This is a genomic window from Kitasatospora sp. NPDC001175 (assembly GCF_053598215.1).
This window is the reverse complement of record NZ_JBSFJU010000085.1, coordinates 1-26,263: the sequence shown is the minus strand read 5'-3', so window position 1 is coordinate 26,263 and position 26,263 is coordinate 1. Positions and strand designations below refer to the sequence as shown.

Here is a 26,263-nt window from a genome sequence, read left to right as displayed (position 1 = left end):
CAGATTCGACAAGCGCGGCTACGTCTACCTCGGCACCGTCACCGCAGCCGCACTCGTCATCTGGCTTCGCTCGTGATCGCCAGGACACTGCCTAACCCCCGGAGCGGCCCGCCGCGGCGTTAGGGCCGGCCGTAGCCGAAGACCCGACGTCGACCGCACGGGCGCTCTCGCTGCTCGCGCGGGCGCAGGCCGTCTCGACCGAGACCATGGCTGATGTTCCGTCAGAAGACCTACGGCATACATGCCCGCGACCTGGCCGGGGAGCGTCATGCGCCTCGAAAAGACGAACGTCCTGATTCCGGGCGCCGGCTGTCTGCAGGGGCATCCAACTACCGACTGTAACACGTGAGTTGATTCATCGCCGGGCGCCGGGAGGAAGGTTCCTGTGGCGTAGTCAGCACGACGGCATGGACCCCCGATCATCGCGCGCAGCTCCTCCGTGAGCCGCTGCGCCTCGGCCGCATGGCCGGGATGGCCGGGATGGCCGGGATGGCCGGTTCCTGGTGCCGTCGCTCGCCCACACTCCCCGCCCGACCGAGTGCTGTCGCCGTCCAGCGGGTGCCAGATGGGCGCGGCGGGTGCGCACTACACCGGGTCCGCGATGAAAAAGATTGGATCCGGGGTGCAACGCGAAGGGCTGCCCGCGGCGTTCAAGGAAGTGAGGTGCTCCGCCGTGGGCGCCCAACTTACTTCAAGGGGACTTCTTGATGATGCGTCATCTCGGCTTCGCCGCCGCCGGCGTGGCCAGTGCGGCCCTCACCCTGACCGCGCTCGGCACGACCACCGCGTCGGCTGCCCCCCAGCCCGCCCGCTCGGGTGGCACGATCTCGGCGGGTGCGCCGACGGCCGACTGCGGGGGTAACCCGTACCACCTGCGGGTCCTCCAGGCCATTGACGCGAGCCCCTCCGGCAGGTCACTGACCGCCCGGAACACCAAGTACTTCTGCGGCTTCGACGACGGTTACTTCGCCCCGGTGGGCAAGCCCACGAAGTTCCACTTCGCGCCCGGTGCCAAGGCCACCCTGCTCAACGGCGTCCACGAGGAGAAGGTGAGCCTGACCGACCTTCTCCGACGCGTCCACACCTGCAAGAGCAACCGCAGTGCCGTCCACTGGCCCTCCTCCTGCAACAACCAGTACGTGATCACGGTGAACAAAGCCGGTGCGATCACGACCATCGCCCAGCGCTACCACCCCTGATCCACCCATCCGTCCGGGCTGCCGGCCGACCCCGGCTCGCAGCCCTGACGGAAGCACGCAAGCGGAAGCGGCGGCCCGTCGGCACGGCGGGCCGCCGCTTCGGCTCTGAGCATGCGGTACGGGGCGAGCGATGGCGCCTGCCGCCGATCCGACGAGCCCCGCACTCCGATCGCGGTCACCACGACGCCGGACCGAGTCGCTGGCGCCGGGCCGTGGCCGCCTCCTCGATGTGTCCATCCGAGTGCGTCTGCGATGGAGGCCCCTCGTCCGGTCAGGCCCTGGTTGTGCACGCCGTCGTCGACGCCGTACCGCCGCCACACACCCCTGACGCCGGCGACGTGCTGCACGATCTCAAGGAGCTCGCCGTCGGAGTCGAGTCGGCTTCCCCACCTCCGCTGACTTCCGGTGGTGGGTCTTGCCGCTGCCCTGGTGAGTTTCCCGTGTCGGTGCAGGCCAGCGGCCGGTTAGCTGCGGGGCTGGCTTGTTCGGGTGGCGGCGGGGTTCGGCGGGACGCCGGGGCGGGCATGGCCTACGGCATGACGACTTCCTCAACCGGACGCTGCCGTCCCGCCACATCGGCCGTCCCTGCACTTTCTGCTCGGGTCCGCGCCGTGAGGCCGCCGACTCCGGCCCGGCCGGGCGGCGGGTGCTGCCGGACCTGGTCCAGCGAGCACCTTACGCCCGACGGGATGGTCGTCCGGACGACCTGGCACGAGCCCGCGTGCACGACGTGGGGCCGGCGGTGACCGCCCCGGCGGCGCCGGGGACTCGCTTCGCGCCCGGCGCCACGGTGGTGCACCGCGACATTCACGCGGGCCGCGTGTGGTCAGCCCAGCCGTACCGAGCGCTGGCCGACACCGGCACGGTGCTGGAGCTCGGCTACTGGCCCGGCATCCGCTCCCTCGCCCCGACCACCTGGACCACCGCGTTGCGCACCGGCGACGACGCCGTCCGCAAGAGCGGCCTGCAGAATCTCGCGGCCGGCATTTGGGAGCTCGGCCCGTGGGCCTGGCAGCACACCGTCGTCCGGGCCCGCTTCGAGGCCGGGGAGATGTTCTCCCTGCACTACTTCCAGGAGCCGGACAGCGGCGAGCCGTTGCGCCTGTACGTGAACTTCGAGCGCCCGGCGGTCCGGACGCGGATCGGGATCGACACCCTGGACCTGCTCGTCGACCTGGTGGTCGAGCCCGACCTGTCCGGCTACGTCTTCAAGGACGAGGACGAGTACGCCCACGGACGGCGGCTCGGTTTCATCACTGACGCCGACCACCGTCTGGTCGAGCAGGCACGTCAGCGCGCTCTCGGCCTCCTCCAGGACCGGGCCGGACCGTTCGCCGACCCGTGGCCCACCTGGGCGCCGGACGCGGCCTGGCCGCTGCCCGTCCTACCCGACGGAGCCGACCGGGCGGCGCTGTAGACCGCCGGGATGGCTGGCCCGTTGGCTCCGCAGCCGGGCCGGACGGTAGGTCACCTGCCCGCGTCCGCCGGTGCGGTGCGGGCACTGACTGATCGCGGGCTTGCCGGGGGCAGTCGTTCGGCGGCCCGGGAAGGCAGAACAGCGATCGAAGGGGCGGGCTGCACCAGCCCGCCCCTTCGCCGTACTGCGCCCTACAGCTCGCTGCACCGGCACGCGCGTCGGCTCTCGTCGCCGAGCGGGTGTCAGATCGGCGCGGGCCGGTCCGCGCTGGATGAGGTCCTCGATGCGGGCGGCGCCGACCGGGACGGTGGCGAGCATCTCGGTGGTGGCCGGGTTCCCCACAGCGGCCATCCACAGGTCCGCCACCACCTGCGCACCCCGGCCGGTGACCTTCAGCCGGACCGCCAGGTTCTGTCAGCGGCCAGCCACCTGCAAGGCGCAGGTGCATGAGCCACGGTGAACACGGCCGCCGTGTTGCGGCCCCGACCGGCATCGATGCGCCGAATCCCGTTAGGAGCGGGCGCGTTGCACCCGGTGTTGCACCCGTCCTCGCTGCGTCGACCGGTTCCGGCGAGCGGCCGCCATCCAGCTGCTGCGCCGGGCAACTGGTCACCTTTGGTTCCCGCAGAAGGCGCTACCGCTCCGTGTCTGCGCGTGCGGGGTCGGCGGCGGCCTGTACGAGGTTCCGCTCCAGGCGCTCCAGGGTATCCAGAGCCGCAGTGCACTCGTCGGCGGTCAGGCCCGCGGTCACGAGGTCCTCGAGCTGGCTCCAGCTCTGCTCGACCTCCCGGCGCAGGGCGTGGCTGGCCGCGGTGGGTTCGATGAGTGATGCGCGCTTGTCGGTGGGTGAAGGGCGGCGGCGGACGAAACCGGCCTGTTCCAGGCGCTGGACGGTCCGGGTCATGGTGGCGGCGTCGGAGTCCAGCAGTCGCACCAGGTCGGCCTGGCGCTGTGCGCCGAGTTCCCACAGGTGCATCATGACCAGCTCCTGGCCCGGGTGCAGGCCGATGCGGCGCAGTAGTTGTCCGGCGAACATGCGGTGCAGGCGGGCCAGGCGGAAGATCGCGTGACTGATCGGCCCGCCGCCGGCTGCGGCCGGCACCGGGACGCTCGCCTCCTGACCCGTTCCCGCGGGACTCTTCCCGACCTTCGACATGGACTGCGACATCTATTCCTCACTTTCCTGCTCAAGCAGCTTGATTCTACCTTCTGATTCGCTTGCTTGTCGGGGGCATTCTGGCCGCGTGGCACATACGGGCAGATAGAGGAACATGGCGTGCGTCACACTACTCCCGGGGAGCGGCTTCATCACGTTTACTTGTTCGAGCAGGTATTTACTCGGCGTTGGTCAGGAAGTGCCGCACCGCGGAGCATCGCTTCCCCCGAAGGAAGGACCATGACCACTGCTTTCGATCCGATCGTCCTGGGCGGCAAGCGCCTGGCCAGCCGCGTCGTGATGGCGCCGATGACCCGCAGCCGCGCCTTCGGGTTGGGCGCGGAGCCGACCGGCCTGGCCTACCTGCACGTGCTGGAAGGCCCGGACCGGGAGCTGACCCTGGAGCTGCGCAAGCAGTTCCCCGGTGATCAGGACCGTCTTCTTGCTGGTCGTCAAGGGTTCTTCCCGTCAAGCGCAACCCGCATTGACCCACACCCGGGGAACTCCCCGATTAACTGCACAGCAATCGGGGAGCTCCCCGATTGTCCAAGTAGACTGATCCCCCGACGAAGGGAGCAGCAGCCTTGACCACCCGCCCGAGCCCGTTGCGTGCCGATGCCCGCCGCAACCGGGAGCGCATCCTCGAAGCGGCCGTTCGCGCCTTCTCCGAGAAGGGCGCGGACGTTGCGATCGATGCGATCGCCAAGGCCGCGGGCGTCGGCTCGGCCACGCTCTACCGCCACTTCCCCACCCGCGAGGCGCTCATCGAGGCGGCCTACCGCAACGAGCTGGCCCGGGTCTGCGAAAGCGTCGCGGAGCTGCTGGCCGACTTCCCGCCGGATAGGGCGATGCGCCTGTGGATGGACAGGTTCATCGACTACCTGGCCGCCAAGCACGGCATGGCGGACGCCCTGCGGGCCGCGGTCGCCTCCGGTGCGGACCCCTTCGCCGAGACCCTCGACAAACTCCGCACCGCGATCGACACCCTGCTGCACGCCGGCGCCGAAGCCGGTCTCCTCCGCTCGGACATCGACCCCCTCGACGTCGGCCTCAGCCTCAGCGGCATCTCACTGATCACCAGCACTCCCGCCCAACGCGAACGAGCCGGCCGCCTCCTCGACCTGCTCCTCGACGGCCTCCGCTACGAAACAGGCCGATAGCCCGGGCGGCGGGCGGCGGATCACCCGGCCGCGATCGGGCCGAGGTAGGTGCCGGAGACGTCGATGATCTGGCCGGTCAGTCAGCGGCTCTGCGGACCCGCCAGGAAGGCCACCACATCGGCGATGTCCTCCGGCTCGCCGAGCCGACCGAGTGGATGCCCGCGTTGCCGCCGGCGGCTCTGCAACACCACCTGGGAGGAGGTGCACTGGTGGCGCGCTGCGGCCATCGGCGCCGGCACGCAGCCTCGTGAGAGGGCGTACCCGGGAGTGGCCCGACCCCCGGTGTCGGGGATCGGGCCGGTGGTTCGCACAGGTCTTTCGGGTCAGCGGGTCGGTGGGTGGGTCAGCAGGTCGGCGTGGTGGACGGTGAAGCCGCCTTGGACGACCGGGGCGAACGGGGCCGGCGCCATGCAGGTGCCGACCACCGGCTGCACGGGGTGGCCGTGGGCGTCCACGTCGAGGTTGACGACACCCCAGGAGAAGCCGAGACGGTCATTGCTGTGGCCGGGGGTGTCCTTGGTGGCGCCGTCGTAGACGCTCAGTCCGATCCGCTGGCCGACGTTCCCGACCTCCGACTTGGTGACGACGGCGGTGAGGGTGGCGACCCGGTCGCCGGTCACCAGGCAGTCCACGGCGGCCTCGTCATGGTAGGTGTTCCCGCTTGCGGCATCGCGGTGCGAGAAGCGGACGGTGCCGCGGGCGTCGGTGGGCAGGCCTTCCTTGAGTGCGGGGACGTCGGGGAAGCGCCGGGTGTAGGGGGCGGCCTGGGCGTCGATGCTGAACCGGATCTCGTCGGCGGCGGCGAAGGCGTAGAAGATGCGTCCCGAGCCGGTGACGCTCGCCAGCTGCGCGGGCCGGTTCGAGCCGCGAGCTTCGGCGGTGTCGGCAGCGGATGCCGCGGTGACCCCGGTGAGCGTAGCGAGTGCCAGCCCGGCGCTCGTCACGGCGACGCCGAGGCGGCGGGGTCGGCGCACGGCGCCGAAGGTCCGGGCGGTGGAGGCGCGGAACACGGTGAACTCCCTTCGTCGGCGGCCCCGGTGGCCGCCGTCTCACTGCCCACCAGCCTCGCTGCCAGGGCCCCAGACGGACCATCTGCCGATCGGGACGTATTCCGCCCAGCGGCACGCCCCGAATGTGCCGATCGGCACAGCCCCGCGCCTGGACCTCGGTCCATACGCTGCTCGGGTGAGACCTTCAACTGGACGGGAGCGGCACACAGGAGGTACGACCGCGTCGGTGGGTCAACGGCCTGGCCCTCGGCGGAAGCCGAAGCAGCGCGGTGCTGCGATGCGGCGACCTGGCCCGGCTGCCCAGCTTCCGCCACCTTGCGCAACCTCGCCATCGGCCTGCTGCGCAAGGCCGGTTGGGCCAACATCGCCGCCGCCGACCACTACCGTTCACGCTTCGACCACGCCACCGCACTCCTCGAGATCACCTACTGAGAACGCATCATCCCTGACCGCCGCAGCGAGGCCAACTGCCCATGCTGCCAACACCTCCTGCATCGTTGCTTGCTGAAGTTGGAGTATGTTTTCGCCAGTTCGCAGACTCTGTCCGCCCCGCCCCCACCGCCGCAGCCCGGGAGTCGCCATGTCCGCACCGCACCACCCCGCCGACCCGTACGCGCAGTCGGACGTCGTGGGCCCGGCCCCGGACGGGGTGACCCTGCCGGTGCCGCCGGTCTTCGACTCGGTGGAGGAGGAGCGGCAGTACCGGAAGGAGCAGCTGGCGGCGGGCTTCCGCCTCTTCGGCCGGTTCGGCTTCTCGGAGGGCGTCGCCGGGCACATCACCGTACGCGCCCCGGAGAACCCGAACTGGTTCTGGGTGAACCCGTTCGGCATGAGCTTCAATCAGATCAAGGCCTCCGACCTGATCCTGGTCGACCACGAGGGCACCCTGCTGCACGGCAACCGGCCGGTGAACCAGGCCGCGTTCGTGATCCACTCCCAGGTGCACGCGGCCCGCCCGGACGCGATCGCCGCCGCACACTCGCACTCGCTGTACGGCAAGGCCTTCTCCAGCCTCGGCATCCCGCTCGATCCGATAACCCAGGACGCCTGCGTCTTCTTCGAGGACCACGGCCTGTACAGCGACTACCGGGGCGTGGTGAACGAGGTCGAGGAGGGCAAGCGGGTGGCCGCGGCGCTGGGCGGCCACAAGGCCGTGATCCTGCAGAACCACGGCCTGCTGACGGTTGGTCAGTCCGTGGCCGAGGCGGTCTGGTGGTTCATCACCATGGAGCGCTCCTGCCAGGCGCAGCTGCTGGCGATGGCTGCCGGCACCCCGAAGCTGATCGACCGCGAGACCGCGCTGATCACCCGCGGCCAGATCGGACACTCGCTGGCAGGCTGGTTCCAGGCCCGCCCGCTGTGGGACCAGATCACCGTCTCCGACCCCGACCTCTTCGACTGACCCGCCCCCACACCCGTCTGTCCGCCCCTGAACCCCTCCCTGCCCCCGTCCGTCCCGCCTTCACCCGGAGCAGCCCGTGCTCACCACCCCTGCCCAGCCCCGGCTCCGGGTCGCCGTGTTCGGCGCCGGATCGATCGGCTGCCATCTCGGCGGCATGCTCGCCGCGACCGCCGAGGTCACCCTGATCGGCCGGCCGGCCGCGATGGCGGCGATCGACGCGGACGGGCTGACCCTCACCGGCCCGGGCCAGGCCCGTCGCGAGATACGGGACTTGACCACCGCCGACCCGAAGGCTGCGGCCGGCGCCGACTACGTCCTGGTCACGGTGAAGTCCGCCGACACCGCGGCCGCCGCCCGGGAGCTCGCCCCGCACCTCGGCCCCGACACGGTGGTGGTCAGCTTCCAGAACGGTCTGCGCAACCCGGACGTCCTGCGGAGCGCACTGCCGTCCCACCGGGTGGTGGCCGGCATGGTCCCGTACAACGTGGTGCGGACCGGTCCCGCCGCCTTCCATCAGGGCAGCGGCGGGGCGCTGATGCTGGCGGCCGACGAAGGCGCGAACGCTCTCGCCGACGCGGCCGGGGCGAGCGGTCTGCTGCTGGAGCTGCGGCCGGACATGCCGGCCGTCCAAGCGGCGAAGCTGCTGATGAACCTCAACAACGCGCTCAACGCACTCTCCGGCCTGCCACTGCGCGAGCAGGTCGGGCAGCGGGCGTACCGGCTGTGCCTGGCACGCTGCCAGCGGGAGGCGCTGGCAGCGTTCCGGGCCACCGGGGTGACGCCGGCCAAGCTCGGCCCGGTGGCGCCGGGGTTGATGCCACACGTCCTTGGCCTGCCGGACGCGCTGTTCCATCGGCTGGCGGGGGCGAGCCTGCGGATCGACGCCGCCGCCCGCTCCTCGATGTGGGAGGACCTCCAGCGGGCTCGCCCGACCGAGATCGACTCACTACAGGGAGAGATCGTCGCCCTGGCCGAGCGCCAGGGCCTCACCGCCCCCGCCAACGCCCGCCTGATCACCCTCGTCCGCGAAGCCGAGACGGCCGCCCCCGGCACCGCCCGCTACTGGTCAGGCCCCGCCCTGCTCGCCGAACTCGCCTCGGCCCGCTGACACCTGTCGTGGTCCACAGTAGAAACCGACGCCACCAGTGCTCCCCCGAGTGCGCCTCAACGCCGCGCGTGGCGGATCTTCAACCGGCCGAGCCCCATGCTCCCGGAGATCCGGATCCTCGGCCCGTCTGGGCGGGGGCGCCGCCGGGTCCTGTAGAGAGGGTCCTTCCACCCGGTGCGCAGATCCTCGATGTCGACGATCGCGTCGCGAGGTACCGTGATCTTGGCGCTGCCCGAGCCGAGTTGAAACTCGATGTCGACCGCCGGATGGTCGATGACCGCCCGGGACAGGTCCAGGTGCACCCTTCCGAGTGCGGACGCGACCTTGAGGATCCGAGGTACCCGCCATGCGCCGCGCCGCTGGATCCGTCCGCTGACAACGGCAATCGTGGACGTGTCGCCTGCATCTTCCGGGAGCGAGGCCAGAGCCGACACGAGCGCACGGTGCGTCTTGGCGGTGAGCACCTCGTGGAGGCGTTCCTCCAGCTCCCCGTGCGAGAGATGCCCCTCGCCGTACGCCTCCTGCAGGCGCTGTACGGCCGTGTCGCGGTCGTCTTCGCTGATCAGTGACGGCCAGCCGTCGGACCCGCCGGCCACGGCCTTCACCGTCCCCTGCGCTTGTGGGCACGGACCGGCGGCGGGACGAGATTCCACAGCCCCCCGGCGACCACGATCGGATCCACCATGCCCCCTCGAGAACCTCAGCCTCATGGCCGTTCTGAACGGCTACGTCGAGGGTGCCGTCCGTGACGAGGTCAGCTGGGCCGAGGAGGTCCGCCGCAGCGGGCTCAGCGAGTCCGAGTGGGTGGCGCGGAGCTACCCGTACGTCCAGCAGCTACTGAAGCGCGGGGAGTACCCGATCTTCACCAAGATTGCGATGGAGGCGCGCCAGCCGCACCTGAGCCGCGACGACCAGTTCCGGTACGGGCTGGAACGCGTCCTTGACTGCGTCGCCGCGAGTCTCCCGTCACCTGCGCGGCGGCCGCGGCCAGGCCCAGCTCGGTGAGCCCCCAGATGTCTTCGGCGTCACCGTCCTCGTTCCGGCCGGGTTCCGGCGGCAACGCGCCGGGCCGGACAGTCATCCTCCCCCGCGCTTCGACCAGCTCGTGGTCCTCCAGGTCTTTCAGCGCGGCGCAGGTGTGGTTGACCCGCGTGTGGGTGGGGCGGGCAGGCTTCCGGACGTGGTTGGTGGAGGCCGCCCTGGCACGCCGAGCACGTCCGGGCGGATCGGCGCGGTCGACCGCCACGGATGGGCGGCGCAGGCGGGGAAGTTCACTGGGGGCTCGACCGGCTCTTGGAGGGGTCCCGGTCACCTTGATGGCGTTTCCAACGAGGTACGGCGGCTTCGGCGGGTGCTTCCCAGCGGGCCGCTGAGGGGGATCCACGGCCCTCCTGAGGTTCTGTCAGGCCCACAGGACGCCGATCGTGGGCGGAGATCCGCCGGCCCCGGTTGCTCCACTCTCCACCGCCACAGGGTCGCCGGCCCTTCCAGGCTCGGAACGCGGGGAACACTGCTTGCGGCCGGCGAGTCGGCCCTGAGCGAGCTTGGAGACCGGGCCGGTAGCGGACAGGGCGCCTGTGTGCAGCGAGTTCGCTACCGATACGGTGGAGGCCGTTGCAGACCTGGGGGGCCAACGTGGACCGATGCATTTTCCTGACAGGATCAACTTTCGTCGTTGCGGCGGCAGTTGGCCTGTCCCTCAACCGGCTGTCGCAGACGCTGGAGTAGACCCCTGGGCCGGTGGCGGGCAAGGCGTCGGTGCCATGTCCCGGGCGGCTCCTGCCGCCTCGCACCTCCAACGAAGAGAGCTTGAAGAGGCCCTTTCCGTCGGTGAGTTGACCTGATGCTGTCAGATCGGCTCAGGACATCGCGGACCGCCGAGCCGTATGACCTCCAACGCGAGATGGCGCCCTTCGCCTGTCATGCCCTGACACCGGACTCCAACGACCGGGCACGCGAGCCACCAGCCGCGTGATCTCGAAACACAGCGCACGGCTGGGGAACCGCGACCTCCGACGGCGCGCGGTGGCTCCTGGCACCGGATCGCTCGACCTCGTTCCTGGGACGGCTCCGCCCGTCTCCCGAAAGGATTCCTTCCTGATGACAGCTTTCCATCACCTCCGCATACGCCGCCCGCTCGCGCGGCTGGCCGCGGGCGCGGCAGCAGCGCTGCTGGTGTCCGCCGTACCCACCGCCGCACAGGCGACGCCCCGCCCCACGCGGAGCACCCCGAAGTACTGCGCCTCCGCGCACAACCCCCAGCTGGCAGCCCGTCTGTCCCAGGACATCGCAAGCGCCCTGGCGGGCCGTAAGGACACCGTGGCCTTCGCGATATCGGACGCCAAGACCGGTGTGTCCTGCGCCGACCACGCCACCGTGCACTTTGACTCGGCGAGCGTCATCAAGGCGACCATCATGGGCGCCGTGCTGCGCCGTGCCGAGGACGAGAACCACCGGTACCTGACCGACTGGGAGGACCAGAACCTCCAGCAGATGATCACGGCGTCCGACAACACTGCGGCCACCAATCTGTGGAAGAGCCTGGGCATGCCCCGCCTCCAGGCTTTCCTGCAACTGGCCGGGATGAAGGACACCCAGCTGGGCGCCGACGGCTTCTGGGGTCTGACACAGATCACCGCAGCCGACGAGCTGAAGATGCTGGACGTCTTCACCGACAACCCGAACGTGCTCACCCCTGCGGGGAAGGCGTACGCCCTCGGGCTGATGAGCCAGGTGGAGGCCGACCAGCGCTGGGGCACCCCCTTCGGAGCGCCGGCCACGGTCTCCGTGCACCTGAAGAACGGCTGGCTGCCGCGGGCGACCCACGGCTGGCGGGTGCACAGCCTGGGCATCTTCACCAGCGCGGACAAGGACTACCGGATGGCGGTCCTGAGCCAGGACAACGCCACCGAGGAGTACGGGATCGACACGATCCAGGCGCTCGCGTCGGTGGTGCATCGCGACCTCAACGGCGGTGCCGCCAGCCACGCTGCCGGAGTCGCTCCCCACGGCGGCGATGACACCGGTGCGCCCGAGGTCTCCGACGGCTCGGCGCCGTTCGGGCCGGTCGCACACTGACGCACGCCGAATGAATCCGGTAGGCCTCGCACTCGGGGTGCGCGGGGCGGTGGCCGACCTCCGGCTGGCCGCCGAGGCGGGCCCGGCCGCCGCCGAGATGCTCACCGGCGTCCTCCGGGGAAGCCCGGATTGAGGACCTGGTGCAGCACGGGCCCGCCGCGCCGATCCGGCACCCGCACGACCTGCGGCCAGAGCCGTAGGTCGTGCGGGCGGACCGAGCCGTAGGCGCCGGACGTCGGCCGGGGACGTGCGAGGGGGCGGGACGCTGTGGCCCGCCCCCTCGCCGATCGCCGTTCCTCCTACCCGGGCCGCCGGAGGCGGTCGACCGGGCGTGGATCGGCGCCCGTCAGTCGCGGTCTACGAAGCCGGGCTGGCCGGCGCCTCTGCCTGGTCGACGAGTCGAGATGCCAGCTCCTCGGCCAGCCGTGCGGCGGGACCGCGACGGCGGCGGGAGAGGGCCAGGCCCAGGTGGCGGCGCGGGCTCGGCTCGGCCAGCGGGAGCGCGACCAGCTCCGGGTGCCGGGTCAGGCCGATCTCGGGGATCAGTGCGATGCCGATGCCGGCGCGGACGAGTGACTGGGCGAAGTCGTAGTCCGTCGCGGTGCACGAGATCCGCAGCTCGACGCGGACCAGGTCGGCGTGGCGGGCGAGCTGGGCAGCGGACTTGCGGCAGCCCAGGATCCAGCGCTGGTCGGCGAGTTCGGCCAGATGCGGTGGCTCGGGCCGGGCCCGGTAGCGGGTCGCGGCCGGGTGGCGGCGCGGCAGCACCACCCGCAGCGGGTCCGTACCGAGGGATATCCAGTCCAGGCCGGACCGGTCGCCGGGCCGGGCGGGCGGCGGGCCGTCGAAGTGGTAGGCGAGGGCGAGGTCGGCCCGCCCCTCGCGGACGGCGGGCAGGCTCTCCTCCGGCTCCGCCTCCAGGATCGTCAGCTCCACCTCCGGGTGGTCGGCGGCGAATCCGGCCAGGGCGGTGGGCAGCAGCCGCCGGCCCGCGCTGGCGAAGGTGGCGACGGTGAGTGCGGTCCGTTCGGCGGTCAGTCGGTCGATGCGCTGCCGGGTGTCGGCCAGTTCGGCGGCGATCACGTCTGCGGCCTCCACCAGCAGGCGGCCCGCGTCCGTCAGCGTGACGCCGCGGGTGGAACGTTCGACCACGGACATGCCGAGGCTTCGCTCCAGCGCGGCGATCTGCTGGGAGACGGCCGAGGGTGTGCAGTGCAGCGCCAGAGCTGCCTGGTTGAAGCTGCCGTGGCGGGCGACCTCGCGCAGCACGGCCAGCCGCTGGACGTCGATCAACAGTTCTCCTAATGACGAGGTGTCACGATGGACACTACCGCTGTTGATCACAGCCGAGCAGACTGATCGCCGAGGACACCAAGACACGGACTGGGCTGGGAGGAGGCCGCGACATGGACGTATGCGTGATCGGCGGAAGCCGCTACTTCGGACGACGGCTGATCGAGGAACTACGGGACACGGGCGCGGCGGTGACCGTCGTCAACCGAGGTTCATCGCCCCCGCCGCAGGGCGTGACCCATCTGCGCGCCGACCGCGACGACGAAGCCGCGCTGCGCACCGCGCTCGCCGACCGGCGCTTCGATGTCGTGGTCGACCAGGTCTGCTACACGCCGCTCCAAGCGGCCATCGCCGCCCGGGCCTTCGCCGATCGCACCCGGCGCTACCTGCTGACCTCCACGGTCGAGGTCTACGCCGAGCTCGGCCGACCGGGCGGGGAGGCCGTCCCGGAGGAGGCCGTCGATCCGTCGACGTGGCAGGTGGACCTTGAACTCCCCTGGGAAGACCAGCGGTTCCGGGACGACCACTACGGCGAGGGCAAGCGCCAGGCGGAGGCACTGCTCACCCGGGAGGCCCCCTTCGACGTCGCTGCCGTCCGTACCGCACACGTCCTCGGCGGCGGCGACTTCACCGGGCGGCTCGCCCACTACGTCGAGCGGATCCGGCACGGCCTGCCGGTAGTCGTCCACGACACGCCGCAGCCCGCGTCCTTCGTCCACGAGGCGGAGATCGCCCGCTTCCTGGCCTGGGCCGCAGCGGCGGACTTCACCGGTCCCGTCAACGCGGCGTCGCACGGGACGCTGGACGCACGCGAGATGTGCGCGGCGGTCGGCCGCGCGGTCGGCATGGAGCCGGCGCTGGTCAGCGGGACGGACGATCCCGTCTCGCCGTTCTCCTTCGATCGCTGCTACGCGATGGACACCGGCCGGGCGGCCCACCTGGGCTTCCGGTTCTCGTCGATCGCCGACTGGCTGCCGCACGTCCTCAAGGAGGCCCGGCGATGAGGCAGAATCCGGCTGCGCACGTCGCCGCCCGCACCGTCGGCGGCGTCGTGGTGGGTGCCATCGGCCTTGGCGCGATGCCCCTCTCCGTCGAGGGACGCCCGCACGAGGAGCAGGCGGTCACCGTGATCCACGCCGCGCTGGACGCGGGCGTACGACTGATCGACACCGCCGACTCCTACCACTGGCACGCGGACGAACTCGGCCACAACGAACGGCTGATCGCCCGCGCGCTGGCCGCCTACGGCAGTGGCTCGGACGACGTCCTGGTGGCGTCCAAGGGTGGCCGGGGCCGGCCCGGCGACGGATCGTGGACGGTCAACGGCGACCCGCGCCACCTGCGCCGCGCGGCCGAGGCCTCGGCGGCCCGGCTCGGCGTGGAGGCGATCGGCCTCTACCAGTTGCACAAGCCGGACCCGGCCGTCCCCTTCGCCGACTCGGTCGGCGCGCTTCGGGACCTGGCCGATGCCGGGACGATCCGGATGGTCGGCCTCTCCAACGTGGACCGTGACCAGATCCACACGGCGCGGGAGATCCTCGGCCCACGTCTGGTCTCGGTGCAGAACCGTTTCTCCCCGGCGCATCCGTCCACCCGGGACACCCTCGACCTGTGCACCGAGCTCGGCCTGGCATTCCTGCCGTGGAGCCCGCTCGGCGGGATCTCACCCAGCGCCGTCGACGGTCCGGGGACCACCGTGCCGGCGCTGGACACGCCCTTCCACGCCCTCGCCCGCGTTCATGGTGTCAGCCCGCAACAGGTCTGCCTGGCCTGGCACCTGGCGCAGTCGCCGGTGGTGGTCCCGATCCCGGGCGCACGCCGACCGGCCTCCATCCGCGACTCGGCTGCGGCGGCCGGACTCACGCTGTCGGCGGCGGAGCTGGCGAAGCTGCGCCTTTGACGCTTCGGCCAGGAAGTGGACAGCACTGGATCTGGATAGCGGCCGCCACCGGCGGGTAGCCCTCCCGGATGCGCCCCTGGGTAGCCCGGAGGACCGCACCCGCGCCCGACCAGCCCGGGCAGGCAGCACGGGACGGCGCGGGAATCTGCCCGACCGTCACCGGAGAGCGTCACTTGATGACACAGCGCATCGGCACCCAAGTGACACCATCCACTCCCCCACGAGCCGACAGGACGGAGGCTTCGTCAGGACGGAAGGCGCCTTCCTGGGCAGCTGCCTGCTAACCGGCCGGACGAGCGGCGGAAGCGACGGCTGACGGCTGACGGCTGACGGCTGACGGCTGACGGCTGACGGCTGACGGGAGCAGCCGGTAGGGTCCTGCTCGGTTACCAGCAAGTAGTGGTTGAACACCGACACAACGTCACAGTCTCGTCCGGGGCCCTCGGATGGGACTGCGATGGCGTGGAGATGACGGATCATCTCGGAAACTCGAGCGCTGTGGGGGTGCGTGGGTGACGACGTTCGGTGAGATGTTGCTGGAGTTGCGGCGGGCTGCGGGACTGACGCAGGAGGAGCTGGCCGAGGCCGCTGGGTTGGCGGCCCGGTCGATCCGGGATCTGGAGCGGGGCCGCCGGGCGCGGCCGCAGCGTCGCACGGTGGAGTTGCTGGCGACGGCACTGGGGCTGGCGGACGCCGACGCTGCCGCACTGCTAGCCGCCAGCCGCTCCGGTCGGCAGGCGGGGCCGCCTGCCGATGACGGTGCGACGGGATCCGGTCTGCTCGATCGCCACAGCCAGCTGGCGGTACTGGAACGTGCGGCCGGTGCGGCCCGGGCCGGCCAGGGGGCGGTGGTGCTGGTGCGGGCGGGCGCGGGGATGGGGAAGACCTCGCTGGTGAACGCCTGGGCCGCCGCCGAGCAGGCGCGGGGGACGCGGGTGGTGCGTGCCAGCGGGGCAGAACTGGAGCAGGACTTCGCCTTCGCGGCACTACGGCAGTTGGCCGAGCCGTTACTGGCCCGGGCCGGTCGGGCCGGCCGCGAGCGCCTGTTGTCGGGCCCCGCGGAGTTGGCGTCGCACGCCTTGCGCGTGGATGGAACCGGCGACGAAGGGCTGTCGCCCGAGGCGTCACTGGGTGTTCTGCACGGCCTGTACTGGTTGATGGTGCATGTCGCGGATGACGGTCCGCTCGCTCTGGTGGTCGACGACGTGCACTGGGCCGACGGCCCGTCCCTCCGGTAGCTGGCCTACCTGGCGCGGCGTCTGCGTGGTCTGCCGCTGCTGCTGGTGCTGGTGCTGGTGCTGGTGCTGGCGGCACGGTCGGACAGCGGCACGCAGGCCGAGCCGCTGCTGGAGCAGATCGCCGGACAGCCGGACTGCCTTCCGGTCGGGCTGCCGGCGCTGGGCGCCGACAGCGTGGCCCGGCTGGTGCGGGCGAGTCTGGGGCAGGAGGCCGAACCACGGTTCGTCACGGTCTGCGCCGAGGCGACACAGGGCAACCCCTCGCTCGCGAGGTGTCGTGGTACCTGCAGGCCCAGATGCTGCTGATCGGTCATGAGCAGTTGTCCACCCTCCCCGCGGCCCGGCAGCACGCCGGACGGCTGTGGGACCACAAGCTGGCCGGTGACACCCCGGGTGAGTGCGCGGTCCTGGCCGCGCTTTCCGCCTCGGCCGTCACCGGGGACGCCAGCGCCTCGGTCACCAACGACCTCCTCGACCGGGCCCTGCGCGGCGGGCTGGCGGGGATGGACCAGTCGCAGATGCTCGTGAGCCTGGCCGGGCTGGCGTTCGTGACCACCGACCGTCTCGACGACGCGGCGGCACGGTTCGACCAGATCGCCGACGTGGGCGGGCGGTGGGGCTCGTTCCTCATGCTGTCGGCGGCGACGATGTGGCAGCTGATGGTCCGGGCGCGCCGTGGTCAACAGCTCGCGCTCATCCCGGACTTCGGGCATCCCGCCACGACGACCGGGGAGGGCGTGGAGCACCGGGTGCGGCTGGGGATGATGGCCCAGGTGGGCGAATCGCTGTTGGAGCGGTGCGACCCGGCCGCGGCGGAGCGGGTACTGGTGCCGGATGCCGACACCGATCGGGCGGGCTGGCTGTGGCAGGGGCCGATGCTCCTGGTACGCAGCCGCGTGCACGCGGCGCGGGGCAATCCGGCCGCCGCCCTGGCGGTCCTGCTGGAGTACGGTGCACAGGAGAAGCGGGCACAGGTCGCGAATCCGACCGTGACGCCCTGGCGGTCCCGGGCGGCGCTGCTGCACCTGGCGCTCGGACAGCGCGCGGACGCGCTCCGGCTGGCCGCCGAGGAGCTGGAGTTGGCCCACCGGTGGGGTACCGAGCGAGTGATCGGCGTGGTGTCGCGCTGCCTGGGCGTCGTCCTGGGCGGCCCTGCCGGGGAAGCCTTCCTGCGCGAGCCGTGGCCGTGCTGGAGCGGTCTCCGGCCCGCCTGGAGCTGGCCCGGGCCCAGTACGAGCTGGGGGTCGCCCTGTCGCGCAGCGGCGAGGCCGACCAGGCCCGCCGGATCCTCAGCCCGGCGCTGGAACTCGCGGAGACCTGCGGGAGTGTCCTGCTGGCCGGTCGGGTACGCCGGGCGTTGGCCGCGCTCGGGGTGCGCCCGAAAGCCGCGCCAGCGGTGGCTCCTAGCCTGTCGATCACCGAGCACCGGGTGCTGGAGCTGGTCAGCGCCGGTCACAGCGACCGTCAGGTCGCCCAGGCCCTCCTGCTCACCCCGCAGGACGTGACAGCCATCGTGGAGCGAGTGGGCCGCGCACCGGGGTGACCAGCACGGCGGAGCCGGTTTGCCGGAGCAGCGGCCGGCGCTGAGCCAGGCGCGTACTGGTGCGGCAGGGCCCGGACCTCCCGGTGTGAGAGGTCCGGGCCCTGCCGCCCGACGGGCCCGAGGGCGGACAGCTGGTGCGGCTCCCCCATCGCACCTGTGCCCACGAGTCGCTCACTGCACCAGGCCGGCGCGGTAGGCGTAGCGCACGGCCTGGGCCCGGTCGCGCACGCCCGTCTTGGCGAAGATCCGGTTGACGTGCGTCTTCACGGTGGCGCGGCCCAGGAACAGGCACTCGCCGATCTCCGCGTTGGACAGCCCCTGCGCGATCAGTCCGAGCACCTCCGCCTCACGGGCGGTCAGCCCGTCCGGTAGCGCCTCCGCCGCGCTCGCCGCCCGACCGGACTGCGGCGTGGGGTCGCCGTCCATGCCCGCGCCGGGACCGGGTGGCAGGCCTCCGGTGACCGCCTCGACCAGCCGCTGCTGCACCACCGCATCCATCCAGATCCGGCCACCGTGCACGGCGCGGATCGCCTCCTCGATCTGGTCCGCGCCCGCGTCCTTCGTCAGGTAGCCCTTGGCACCGGCGCGCAGCGCGGGGAACACCGACGCGTCGTCGGCGTACGTGGTCAGGACCAGCACACCGATCTCCGGGGCCTGGCGGCGTAGCGCCTCGGTGGCGGCGATCCCGTCCGTGCCGGGCATGACCAGGTCCATCAGCACCACGTCGGGCCGGAGTTCGAGGGCGAGCAGCACGGCCTGTTCCCCGTCGGCTGCCCCGCCCACCACCTCCATGCCTGCGTTGAGGCCGACCAGCAGCGTCAGGCCCTCCCTCGTCACCCGCTGGTCGTCCACAACCAGGACCCTGATCGGGGCCGCGAAATCCTTCACACCGGTATCTCCATCTTCACGGTCCACCCCTGTGCGGTGGGGCCGGCATGGGTGCGCCCGCGGACTCGTTCGATTCTCTCGCGCATGCCGCGCAGACCGTTGCCGCCTCCCGTCCAGGCATCGGCGGGCGGCGTGCCGGGCCCGGACGCGGCCCCGGCGCCGCTGCCGCCCGTGGTCGCGGTGGCCGTCGCGCCCTGGTCCGAGACGGTCAGCACCGTAGCCCGCGGGGTGTACCGGAGCACCACCGCCGTGGGGGCCCCTGCCGCGTAGCGGGCCGCGTTGGTCAAGGCCTCCTGCGCACCCCGGTACAGGGCGAGGTTCTCCTCGGCGGTCAGCGCACGCTGCGGCTGCCCGCTCACCGAGAGTGAGATCGGCATAGCGAGGTCCCGACGGCACCGCTCGACCAGCGCGTTGAGCCGGCCCACCGTCGGCAGATCGTCACCGCGCAGCGCGGCCACGGCCTGCCGAGCGTCCGACAGCCCCTCCCGGGTCAACTCTCCGCTGCGCACGATCAGTCGACGCAGCACCGGGTCGACCCGGTCGCGCTCGGCGAGTTTGCGCGCGCCCTCCAGCTGGACGGCGAGCGCCGACAAGGACTGCGCCAGGACGTCGTGCAACTCCCGGGCGATCCGGCTGCGTTCGGCGACGGCGGCGGCGCGGGCCACCGCCTCCCGCGAGTCCTCCAGCTCGGCGAGCAGAAGTTCGGTGCGGTCCTGGCCGAGCCCGGCCTGGCGGGCGAAGAAGCAGGAGGCCCCCAGCACGACGCAGAGCAGCGCGGAGCCCAGCCCCGTCTGAACCGAGACGTGCGCGGAGGTGATGCCCCCGGTCATGAGCGAGACGGACACGGTCAGCGGGGTGGCGAGCCACAGGGCCAGGCGCGCCCGTACGCGACTGAAGAGCATCCCCACGGCGGCGGAGACCGGGATCACCATCAGCGAGGCCGGCTGGAGAGCGGCCAGGACGGTGCCGCTGACGCCCAGCAGCAGGGGCAACGCGACCAGGCCGGCCTCGGAGTTCCTCGGCCCCCGCTCGCAGGCGGCCAGGACCAGCGCCACCAGGCACCCGGCCAGCGCAACGGTGACGGCCAGCCGTACGCCGGTCAGGCCCGGCCGCGGTGGGTCCTGGCAGGCGAAGGCGGCGGTCACCACCACGACCACCCACAGGAGCTGGTGCATCCGGGCGGCCTGGCGCCTCCGGCGCTCCGTCGAACGCCGCCGGGCCTCGGCCACCCTGGCGCTGTCCGCGCCGGTGTCCGCACCGTCGGGTGGGGCGGTGGCTGTCTCGCGGCCGCGGGGAACAGTTGTGCTCATGGTGCGCAGCATAGGAGCACCCGATGCTCCGAACCCCGGTGCTCCGCAGCGCCACGCCCCATAGCTCGGAGCTCCGCGGCCCGGTGTTCCGGGGCCCGGTGGCGTGGAGCTCACGCGACGGCCACGCGGGCAGCGGTCGAGGTGCTCAGCCGGTAGGCGCGGTACCGGATCACCACCAGGCGGGCCACCACCTCGGACAGGGCCATCAGCACGAAGGCCGCCACCCAGGCCTGGGCACCGGTGATCAGGTGGGTGCGGCTGAAGTCCGCGATGGCGGTGCCCGCACCGTGGTCGGAAGCGAAGGCGAAGCCCGTCCGGGTGGCCATGCCCAGCACCCACAGCGCCGCCGCCGCGAACCCGGCCTTGGCGTACACACCGTCCTCGCGGCGCCACAGCTGCGTGGTGACTCCGCACGCGGCCCCGAGCGCAGCGCCCGCCCCCGCCAGGACGAGCTCCAGGACGAGGTCGTTGCCCGCGGTGGGAACGGACCGCAGGTAGTAGAGCGCGGTCGCGCTGACGAGGACGACCGGCAGCAGCAGGCTGGTGAGGTCCAGCCGGCCGCCCCGGATCTGGCGCACGACGAGGAGGACGAGGATGGCGTTGACGATGTAGTCCGTGGTGTTCATGGCAGCAACCCTGCCCGGAACCGTCCTGGGGAGGATCAGCCGACGGGTTGGCCCTTGGTTTGACCGTGGACCGGGTACGGCTCAACCCCTGGGTTGAGCCGCACGCGCGTCGGGCCGGGCCCGGCTCGTTCCTCGGGCCGACCGTGTCGGGCCGCTGGCCCCGGGAGCGTGCGGCACCTGCTCGTCGAGGCGCATCCGGGCGCCTCGCGGCGTCCCAAGGCCCGTGGCGAGGCGGCGCCGTGGGATCTCGCTTCCTGATCAGGCGACGCGGGGGGCGCGGTGGCGCCGGGTGACCACGAGGATGGCCATGTCGTCGTCGCGTTTGCCCTCGGTCCAGCGGCTGACGTCTTCGGTGAGGGCATCCACCACCGCGTCGGGGTCACTGAACCGCCTGCGCATGCCGTCTGAGGCGACCGGATCGTAGAACGTCCCCCGCTTGTCCCGCGCCTCGGTGACGCCGTCGGTCACCAGCAGCAGCGAGGCCCCCGGGGGCAGCCGCACCACATCGGCAGGCACGGAGTCGGCAGTGGTGAGATCATCCAGCCCCAGGCCGAGGGGCAGCTGCGGGACGGTCGGGTCGAGCCGCACGAGTTGTCCGTCGTGAATCAGGTACGGGGGCGGATGCCCGCGGTTCACCAGGCTCAGTACCTCGCCGTCGGCGGAGACCTCGGCCAGCACAGCGGTAATGAAGCCCTCCATGGAAGACAGCGGGCCGCTCCGGGCTGCTTCTCTGGTCAGCGCCTCGTCCATCCGCTGTCCCAACGTGACCAAGGTGGCAGCGTACTCGGCCTCCTGGCGGAAGACTCCGATCGCGATCGACACGGCGGCGACAGCCGCGATTCCTTTGCCCCGCACATCGCCGATGATCATCCGCACCCCGAACGGCGTCTCCTGCACCGTGAAGAAATCGCCGCCGATCCGCGCCTCGGCCTGCGCCGCGGTGTACCCCGCAGCCACGGCCAGTGGCCCGACCTTCCTCGGCGGTTCCGGGAGCACCGCCCGCTGGACCCCCTCCGCGACATCCCTGGCCAGCGCCAGATCGCGCCTTTGCCGCACGATCAGCCGGTTTACCGCTAGAGCCAGCGCGCCGATCAAGCCGACCACGGCAAGATCGACAAGCAAAGGTGTCGCCGGACGCCCGCGTTCGACATCCACCAACACCGAGACCACGCACGTGACACACACGACGGCGAGGGCGGAGCGGAAGGAGAGCGTGGCACCCGCGATGAGCGGTGCGGCTGCCAGCAGCGGGAGTCCCGTGTACGGCTGAGGCGCGAAACGGTCCAGCAGGACGCCAGCCACGAGGACGAGCGCCGCGAGCATCCACGGCACCTTCGCCAGCGTGGGTCGCAGGACTTTCACAGTGCATCTCCCGTCCCGGCCGATCGCCGCCCGGATCGCAGCCCCCGGCCAGCGTGTCACATCACGGACTTACACGATCTTCCGGACACGCTCGTGGCCGCCTGCAGGGCTTGCGGTTGACGATGCGGATGCGGAGCTCTTCAGCGAGCTCTACCAGCGGTACATCGACACCGACGTGGACCAGCCGCCGACGTGGACGATCGCGGAGCGTGCTGCGCTCCTCTTGGAACGGTGGCCCGACCTCACCGAGGACGAACGGTACGCCCAGAACCGGGATTGACGGCTCGACCGTTGACACCCACAGGGCACGCGGGCCAGCGGGCGCGACCAGGCCGTCCATGGCGCCGGAGGCACACGCTCAGCTTCGGATGACACGGAAAAGATCGGCATCACAGAACGGCGAAGCCGGAGACCTCGCGGGCGGGCAACTTGCCGCAGGCCTCCGCGGCTTGGGCCGTCACCGTCGGAGCGGATGCCCGGATGCCGCTCGATCACCAGGACGGTTCGCCGTCGTTGGATACCTGGCCCAGACGACACCAGGAGCCAGCGGGAGAAGCTGATCCTGAGCAGCTTGGGCGGTAGAAGGCCCCGAGAACGGGCTCGCCAGCAGCGTCCTGAGCAACGGAACCGTGCCTCACGAACCTCGCGTTCTGGCATGATCATCCAGCGAAACCGGGCCCGGCTGCAGCGTGTTCACGAGTCGGGCTGGCCGGCCGCGCTTCGAAGGCGGTGGAGACCGTCTGCGCGTGGGAGACGCTGGTCTCCCACCCGGAGTCGAGCCCCTGCGGTACGGATCTTGGAAGTGTGAAGGATCGAGCTGCGATCGCTGCCGGATGTTCAACACCTGCCCGGCCCCATGCCCGGAAGGGGCATCTGACACCCCCCAGAAGCCACTTGTAGACGCTGGAGGACGGTACCCGGGTAGCCGCCGAGTCGAGCCGAGCTTGACGCGGACAGGCTCTTCACCTCGCCGGACTCGGATCCAAGTGGACCATCCGGCACCTTCGATCAGAAGGCACTCTGCCGAGGCAATGGATAAATGAAAGGCGTGGCGCGCATTCTGGTGTACAATCTGAAACTGAAGGAGGGCCTCCGGGACTGGCATCATCGTGATGCCGACGGATCACCCGGCCCAGGGGGAGAACACCATGACCTACCAACTCGAAGCGATCCGGGCGACGATCGACGAGCGCCTGCGAGAGGCCAGGGAGTACCGCCTCGTCCGCGCGGTGCGGCTCAAGAACCGCGCCGAGCGCGCCACCCAGCGCGCTCGCCAGGCCCTGACCAGCCTGGCCGCATGAACACCCCACTGCAACGGGCCGTCACCACAACACGGTGACGGCCCGTCCTGCTTCCCGTCACTGACGAGCGTGGTCCGCGTTCACCGAGGCCGCCCGCGCCACCACGCCCAGCGGGAAACCCGCGGCGAAGCCGTACTCCCACACGCGGCTCTTCGAGCACGTCCCCGTCCCGCTCCCCGTCGCGTACGTGAACTACCTCCATGCGAACCCGGGCCAGCTGCACGCGACAGCACGCTGCTACGGCCCGGACGAGCTGTCTGCCTCCCCGCAGCCGGTGTGCCCGGGTGACCGGATAGAGTCCCCGTCAAGAGCGGGGGATGTCACGGGTTCCACTGGCGGAGGGTTGCGGATGTGCCGGTGGACGGCGCCAGTTGTCGTGTCGGTGCATCCACGGACCGCAGCCCAGCGGGAAGCCGCACCTCACGGCAGCGCCGGTTGGACTGGCAACGAACCCTTGCGCACTTCGGTGGCCCCCAGACTGCCGCTGCACCACGCCGAGTCCAGCGAGGATGCTCCCATGCGATGCCGATCAGGAACTCCGCCAGACGACACCGCGCCGCTCGTACTCCATGACGGACTCGACGCTGGTGGCGATGGACGCTCCGCACTCGCGGGTGATCATCCAGAGCGCCAGATCGATTCCCCTGGTGACACCGCCCGCGGTCACCAGGTTCCCATCGTCAACGACTCGTGCGTCGATCACGTTGCCGCCCTGGGCGGCCAGCTCGGCCTTGGCGAGGTGGTGTGTCGTACACGGACGGCCTTTGGTCAAGCCTGCCGCGGACAGCACCATGACTCCTGTGCAGACACCGGAGACGATGACTCCCGCCTGCTGTGCCCGTACGAGGTCCCGTAGGACATCTGGATCGTTGATCAGCTGGTCGCCGCCGCCCGGCACGATCAGAAGATCCGTGTCGGTGGGCTCCCATGCGGCCGACACCGTGACTTGGGTGCCGAAGAAGCATGTCACCTCGCCAGGAGCCGATGGCCGCACCAGTGTCGTCTGTACCTGGCCGCCCGCACGCTCAGCGTGACCGAGAACGTCACGCGGCCCGATGAAGTCCTGCTCCTCCACCCCGTCGTACATGAGGATCTGAACGCGTAGAGGCATCGGCTCTGTCTCCTTGGTTGGCGCAGCGTCCACGGATGCCGCGGACGCTGCGAAGGTCCCGACCGAACCAGGACCGGCAGTCGCGGCCGTCGATGTGCCGGTTCCCGCACTCCATCGACCCATCTCCTGATCGCTCGCTCGATCTCCTGCCAAGCCGACGCCACCCGACAGCGAGGGACTGCGCATCGCGACGCGCCTGCGGGCCGCGAACGTGTCCCCTCCGGGGGCCCACGAGCGGTACGGCCTCGCTCACGTTCATCACGTCCGGCCCTCATAGCTCTTCGGGAGTGCTGGCCCACCCAACAAGTCTGCTGCGCCGGTCGAATGGTTCCCGCCCGGCCCCGACTTCTCCTGCTACGAACGCGACCCCGCAGCCACCCTTGTCGACTGGGTAGCGGGGTGCGGGGGTGAAGGGCCGACCGGGGCCGGGGTGGGTGGCTTTCGGCGCCGTTGGCCGGAGAGCCCAGGATCCGCTGAATGCGGCGATGGCCCCGGCGGACCCGGCCGGGGGGTGATCCGATGTCCGCACCTACACATGTGCCCGGGTCCAGACGCTGGTTCAGATGGTGATGAAGAACAGCAGCCGCTGGTCGGCGGCCGGGGTGAGCAGCGTCTCCACTTCGCCCACCGCCTGAGCGAACAGGGCCACGGCCGCGGCCGGATCGTCCTGCTGCCCCTGACCAGGAGATCTTCATACGAGCCAACGGATCCTCAACTCTCTCCCTAGACTCCCTCCTTGGGCGGACTCAGGGAGGGTGGCAGTGCGCGAGTCGGAGGTGGGGGATCCGGGGCGGGTGGGGCCCTACGAGGTGGTGGGGCGGCTCGGGGAAGGCGGCATGGGGATCGTCTACCTGGCCCGCACCGCCGCCGGGCGGGCGGTGGCGGTGAAGACGATCCGGGCTGAGCTGGCCGCGCAGCCCGAGTTCCGGGAGCGGTTCCGGGCCGAGGTGGCGGCCGCCCGGCGGGTGGGCGGGTTCCACACCGCGCAGGTGGTGGACGCCGATCCGAACGGTTCACCGCCCTGGCTGGCCACGGCCTACGTGGCGGGCGGTTCGCTGCGGGAGGCCGCACCGCTGTCCGCGAACCGGCTGCGCTCGCTGGCCGCGGGGTTGGCCGAGGCGCTGGCGGCGATCCACGCGGCGGGAGTGGTGCACCGGGACCTGAAGCCGTCGAACGTGCTGCTCACCGACGACGGCCCGCGGGTGATCGACTTCGGGATCGCCCGGGCCCTGGAGGGCACCGTGCTCACCGTGACCGGGGTGGTGATGGGCTCGCCCGGGTTCCTCTCCCCCGAGCAGGCGCTCGGTGAGGTGGTCGGGCCGCCCAGCGACGTCTTCGCGCTGGGCGCCGTGCTGGCCTTCGCGGCCGGTGCCCGCGGCTTCGGTGACGGGCCGGCACCGGCGCTGCTGTTCCGGGTGGTGCACGACGAGCCGGACCTGACCGGGGTACCGGCCGGACTGCTGCCGGTGATCCGGGCCTGCCTGGCCAAGGATCCGGCGCAGCGGCCGACCGCGGCGCAGCTGCTGGCCCAGTTGACCCGGGAGACCGAGGGGATGCCGACCGAGCCGGCGCCGACCGCCGGGCCCGTGACCGCCGATCCGGCGCCGACCGCACCCGCCACCGTGCTCGACGCGCCACCGTGCTCGACGCGCCACCGGTCGGTCCGCAGCCGGTCGCCGCGCAACCCCCTGCCGCGCAACCGGTCGGCCTGCAGCGGGTCGGCCCGCACCCCGTCACCGTGCGCGCCCCGGGCCGGACCACCACCCGCCGTACGGTGCTGCTCGCCCTGGTCCTGGGCGCCGCCACCACCACCGCCCCGCTGGTGCCGCGCCTGCTCACCCCCGACGCCGGCCACCTCGCGGCCCCGTCCGCCAGCACGGCGCCCCCGAGCACCAGCGCCTCCCCCACCTCTCCCAGCCCCAGCCCGGTGGCCAGTCTCACCCCCAGCCCGCTCGCCACCATCACCGACCACGCCCACCGGCTGATGGCGCTGAGTGGCTGTTGTCTTTCCGGGCTTGATCGCTGCGTTCTCGCTGGTCAGGCATAGGGTCGGCGGTCCCGTGGCGGTGGTGACGTGTCGTGTCGTCACTTCGGTGGAGGTCGGGGATGCCGTCGGTCGTTGGGCTGTTGGAACAGCGCGAGCTTGCCGCTCGCCGTCGTG

25 protein-coding genes and 2 pseudogenes are annotated in these 26,263 nt (G+C 71.5%); 17 read left to right on the top strand and 10 right to left on the bottom strand.

Features of this window, described 5'->3' with window-relative positions; genetic code table 11:
- The first annotated feature begins 707 nt into the window (after positions 1-707).
- Together ACWDAK_RS35860 and ACWDAK_RS35855 are read left to right on the top strand one after the other, a co-directional pair.
- Positions 708-1,199: a hypothetical protein gene (locus ACWDAK_RS35860; RefSeq protein WP_344641129.1), complete on the top strand. Its 492-nt coding sequence runs from the start codon at positions 708-710 to the stop codon at positions 1,197-1,199.
- A gap of 721 nt (positions 1,200-1,920) precedes the next feature.
- Positions 1,921-2,616, top strand: coding sequence for a DUF402 domain-containing protein (locus ACWDAK_RS35855; RefSeq protein WP_427395825.1), 696 nt, complete (start codon positions 1,921-1,923; stop codon positions 2,614-2,616).
- Positions 2,617-3,250: 634 nt separating this feature from the next.
- Here ACWDAK_RS35855 and ACWDAK_RS35850 read toward each other — a convergent pair.
- On the bottom strand, positions 3,251-3,772 hold the full coding sequence (locus ACWDAK_RS35850; RefSeq protein ID WP_425557863.1) for a MarR family winged helix-turn-helix transcriptional regulator: 522 nt from the start codon (positions 3,770-3,772) through the stop codon (positions 3,251-3,253).
- Positions 3,773-4,012: 240 nt separating this feature from the next.
- On the opposite strand from ACWDAK_RS35850, the pseudogene ACWDAK_RS35845 reads away from it, so the two are divergent.
- Positions 4,013-4,129: pseudogene (locus tag ACWDAK_RS35845) on the top strand (alkene reductase); the annotation flags it as partial.
- Between the two features lie 227 nt (positions 4,130-4,356).
- A complete protein-coding gene (locus tag ACWDAK_RS35840; protein ID WP_344641126.1) occupies positions 4,357-4,932 on the top strand; it encodes a TetR/AcrR family transcriptional regulator in 576 nt (191 codons plus the stop codon).
- Between the two features lie 80 nt (positions 4,933-5,012).
- Here ACWDAK_RS35840 and ACWDAK_RS35835 read toward each other — a convergent pair.
- Positions 5,013-5,084: pseudogene (locus ACWDAK_RS35835) on the bottom strand (short-chain dehydrogenase); the annotation flags it as partial.
- A gap of 171 nt (positions 5,085-5,255) precedes the next feature.
- The gene (locus ACWDAK_RS35830; RefSeq protein ID WP_344641125.1) at positions 5,256-5,942 is read right to left on the bottom strand and encodes a hypothetical protein; all 687 of its coding nucleotides are present in this window, start codon (positions 5,940-5,942) and stop codon (positions 5,256-5,258) included.
- A 580-nt stretch (positions 5,943-6,522) separates the two neighbouring features.
- Here ACWDAK_RS35830 and ACWDAK_RS35825 point away from each other — a divergent pair.
- Together ACWDAK_RS35825 and ACWDAK_RS35820 are read left to right on the top strand one after the other, a co-directional pair.
- Positions 6,523-7,344 (top strand): class II aldolase/adducin family protein, encoded by an 822-nt coding sequence (locus ACWDAK_RS35825; RefSeq protein WP_427395824.1) that lies wholly within the window; start codon positions 6,523-6,525, stop codon positions 7,342-7,344.
- A gap of 76 nt (positions 7,345-7,420) precedes the next feature.
- A complete protein-coding gene (locus ACWDAK_RS35820; RefSeq protein ID WP_427395823.1) occupies positions 7,421-8,452 on the top strand; it encodes a 2-dehydropantoate 2-reductase in 1,032 nt (343 codons plus the stop codon).
- 56 nt (positions 8,453-8,508) lie between these two features.
- Here ACWDAK_RS35820 and ACWDAK_RS35815 read toward each other — a convergent pair whose 3' ends face one another.
- Entirely contained in the window at positions 8,509-9,048 is a 540-nt protein-coding gene (locus ACWDAK_RS35815; RefSeq protein WP_344641122.1) for a DUF1707 SHOCT-like domain-containing protein, read from the bottom strand.
- 112 nt (positions 9,049-9,160) lie between these two features.
- Between ACWDAK_RS35815 and ACWDAK_RS35810 the strand changes: the two genes are divergently transcribed.
- The 3 genes from ACWDAK_RS35810 to ACWDAK_RS35800 all read left to right on the top strand — a co-directional run bounded on the left by ACWDAK_RS35810 (position 9,161) and on the right by ACWDAK_RS35800 (position 11,663).
- Positions 9,161-9,457: a TetR/AcrR family transcriptional regulator C-terminal domain-containing protein gene (locus ACWDAK_RS35810; protein WP_344641121.1), complete on the top strand. Its 297-nt coding sequence runs from the start codon at positions 9,161-9,163 to the stop codon at positions 9,455-9,457.
- Between the two features lie 1,095 nt (positions 9,458-10,552).
- On the top strand, positions 10,553-11,530 hold the full coding sequence (locus ACWDAK_RS35805; RefSeq protein WP_344641120.1) for a serine hydrolase: 978 nt from the start codon (positions 10,553-10,555) through the stop codon (positions 11,528-11,530).
- 10 nt (positions 11,531-11,540) lie between these two features.
- Positions 11,541-11,663 (top strand): hypothetical protein, encoded by a 123-nt coding sequence (locus ACWDAK_RS35800; protein ID WP_344641119.1) that lies wholly within the window; start codon positions 11,541-11,543, stop codon positions 11,661-11,663.
- A gap of 224 nt (positions 11,664-11,887) precedes the next feature.
- Here the strand turns inward: ACWDAK_RS35800 and ACWDAK_RS35795 are convergent, their stop codons facing one another.
- Entirely contained in the window at positions 11,888-12,823 is a 936-nt protein-coding gene (locus ACWDAK_RS35795) for a LysR family transcriptional regulator (RefSeq protein ID WP_427395822.1), read from the bottom strand.
- 113 nt (positions 12,824-12,936) lie between these two features.
- Between ACWDAK_RS35795 and ACWDAK_RS35790 the strand changes: the two genes are divergently transcribed.
- From ACWDAK_RS35790 to ACWDAK_RS35770, 5 genes are all read left to right on the top strand, one after another.
- Entirely contained in the window at positions 12,937-13,827 is an 891-nt protein-coding gene (locus ACWDAK_RS35790; RefSeq protein WP_427395821.1) for an NAD-dependent epimerase/dehydratase family protein, read from the top strand.
- Complete coding sequence (locus tag ACWDAK_RS35785) at positions 13,824-14,723, top strand: aldo/keto reductase (RefSeq protein ID WP_427395820.1); 900 nt, start codon at positions 13,824-13,826, stop codon at positions 14,721-14,723. The genes ACWDAK_RS35790 and ACWDAK_RS35785 overlap by 4 nt, the downstream gene beginning before the upstream one ends.
- Positions 14,724-15,235: 512 nt before the next feature.
- On the top strand, positions 15,236-15,961 hold the full coding sequence (locus ACWDAK_RS35780; RefSeq protein WP_427395819.1) for an AAA family ATPase: 726 nt from the start codon (positions 15,236-15,238) through the stop codon (positions 15,959-15,961).
- A 45-nt stretch (positions 15,962-16,006) separates the two neighbouring features.
- On the top strand, positions 16,007-16,267 hold the full coding sequence (locus ACWDAK_RS35775) for a hypothetical protein (protein WP_427395818.1): 261 nt from the start codon (positions 16,007-16,009) through the stop codon (positions 16,265-16,267).
- Complete coding sequence (locus ACWDAK_RS35770) at positions 16,234-17,466, top strand: hypothetical protein (RefSeq protein ID WP_427395817.1); 1,233 nt, start codon at positions 16,234-16,236, stop codon at positions 17,464-17,466. The genes ACWDAK_RS35775 and ACWDAK_RS35770 overlap by 34 nt, the downstream gene beginning before the upstream one ends.
- A 209-nt stretch (positions 17,467-17,675) precedes the next feature.
- Here the strand turns inward: ACWDAK_RS35770 and ACWDAK_RS35765 are convergent, their stop codons facing one another.
- From ACWDAK_RS35765 to ACWDAK_RS35750, 4 genes are all read right to left on the bottom strand, one after another.
- The gene (locus ACWDAK_RS35765; protein WP_344641426.1) at positions 17,676-18,392 is read right to left on the bottom strand and encodes a response regulator transcription factor; all 717 of its coding nucleotides are present in this window, start codon (positions 18,390-18,392) and stop codon (positions 17,676-17,678) included.
- Positions 18,389-19,702, bottom strand: a complete 1,314-nt coding sequence (locus ACWDAK_RS35760) for a sensor histidine kinase (RefSeq protein ID WP_344641427.1) — start codon at positions 19,700-19,702, stop codon at positions 18,389-18,391. The genes ACWDAK_RS35765 and ACWDAK_RS35760 overlap by 4 nt, the downstream gene beginning before the upstream one ends.
- A gap of 110 nt (positions 19,703-19,812) precedes the next feature.
- A complete protein-coding gene (locus ACWDAK_RS35755) occupies positions 19,813-20,328 on the bottom strand; it encodes a hypothetical protein (protein ID WP_427395816.1) in 516 nt (171 codons plus the stop codon).
- A gap of 258 nt (positions 20,329-20,586) precedes the next feature.
- Positions 20,587-21,651: a PP2C family protein-serine/threonine phosphatase gene (locus ACWDAK_RS35750; RefSeq protein WP_344641429.1), complete on the bottom strand. Its 1,065-nt coding sequence runs from the start codon at positions 21,649-21,651 to the stop codon at positions 20,587-20,589.
- 40 nt (positions 21,652-21,691) lie between these two features.
- Here ACWDAK_RS35750 and ACWDAK_RS35745 point away from each other — a divergent pair, with 40 nt between their 5' ends.
- Both ACWDAK_RS35745 and ACWDAK_RS35740 read left to right on the top strand, forming a co-directional pair.
- Positions 21,692-21,970: a hypothetical protein gene (locus tag ACWDAK_RS35745; protein ID WP_427395815.1), complete on the top strand. Its 279-nt coding sequence runs from the start codon at positions 21,692-21,694 to the stop codon at positions 21,968-21,970.
- 832 nt (positions 21,971-22,802) lie between these two features.
- Positions 22,803-22,991 carry a hypothetical protein gene (locus ACWDAK_RS35740; RefSeq protein WP_344641431.1) on the top strand — a complete coding sequence of 63 codons (189 nt, stop codon included), beginning with the start codon at positions 22,803-22,805 and terminating at the stop codon, positions 22,989-22,991.
- A gap of 529 nt (positions 22,992-23,520) precedes the next feature.
- On the opposite strand, the gene ACWDAK_RS35735 is transcribed toward ACWDAK_RS35740, so the two are convergent.
- Positions 23,521-24,102 carry a DJ-1/PfpI family protein gene (locus ACWDAK_RS35735; RefSeq protein WP_427395813.1) on the bottom strand — a complete coding sequence of 194 codons (582 nt, stop codon included), beginning with the start codon at positions 24,100-24,102 and terminating at the stop codon, positions 23,521-23,523.
- A 761-nt stretch (positions 24,103-24,863) separates the two neighbouring features.
- Between ACWDAK_RS35735 and ACWDAK_RS35730 the strand changes: the two genes are divergently transcribed.
- Positions 24,864-26,087 carry a serine/threonine-protein kinase gene (locus ACWDAK_RS35730; RefSeq protein WP_427395812.1) on the top strand — a complete coding sequence of 408 codons (1,224 nt, stop codon included), beginning with the start codon at positions 24,864-24,866 and terminating at the stop codon, positions 26,085-26,087.
- Positions 26,088-26,263: the final 176 nt, after the last annotated feature.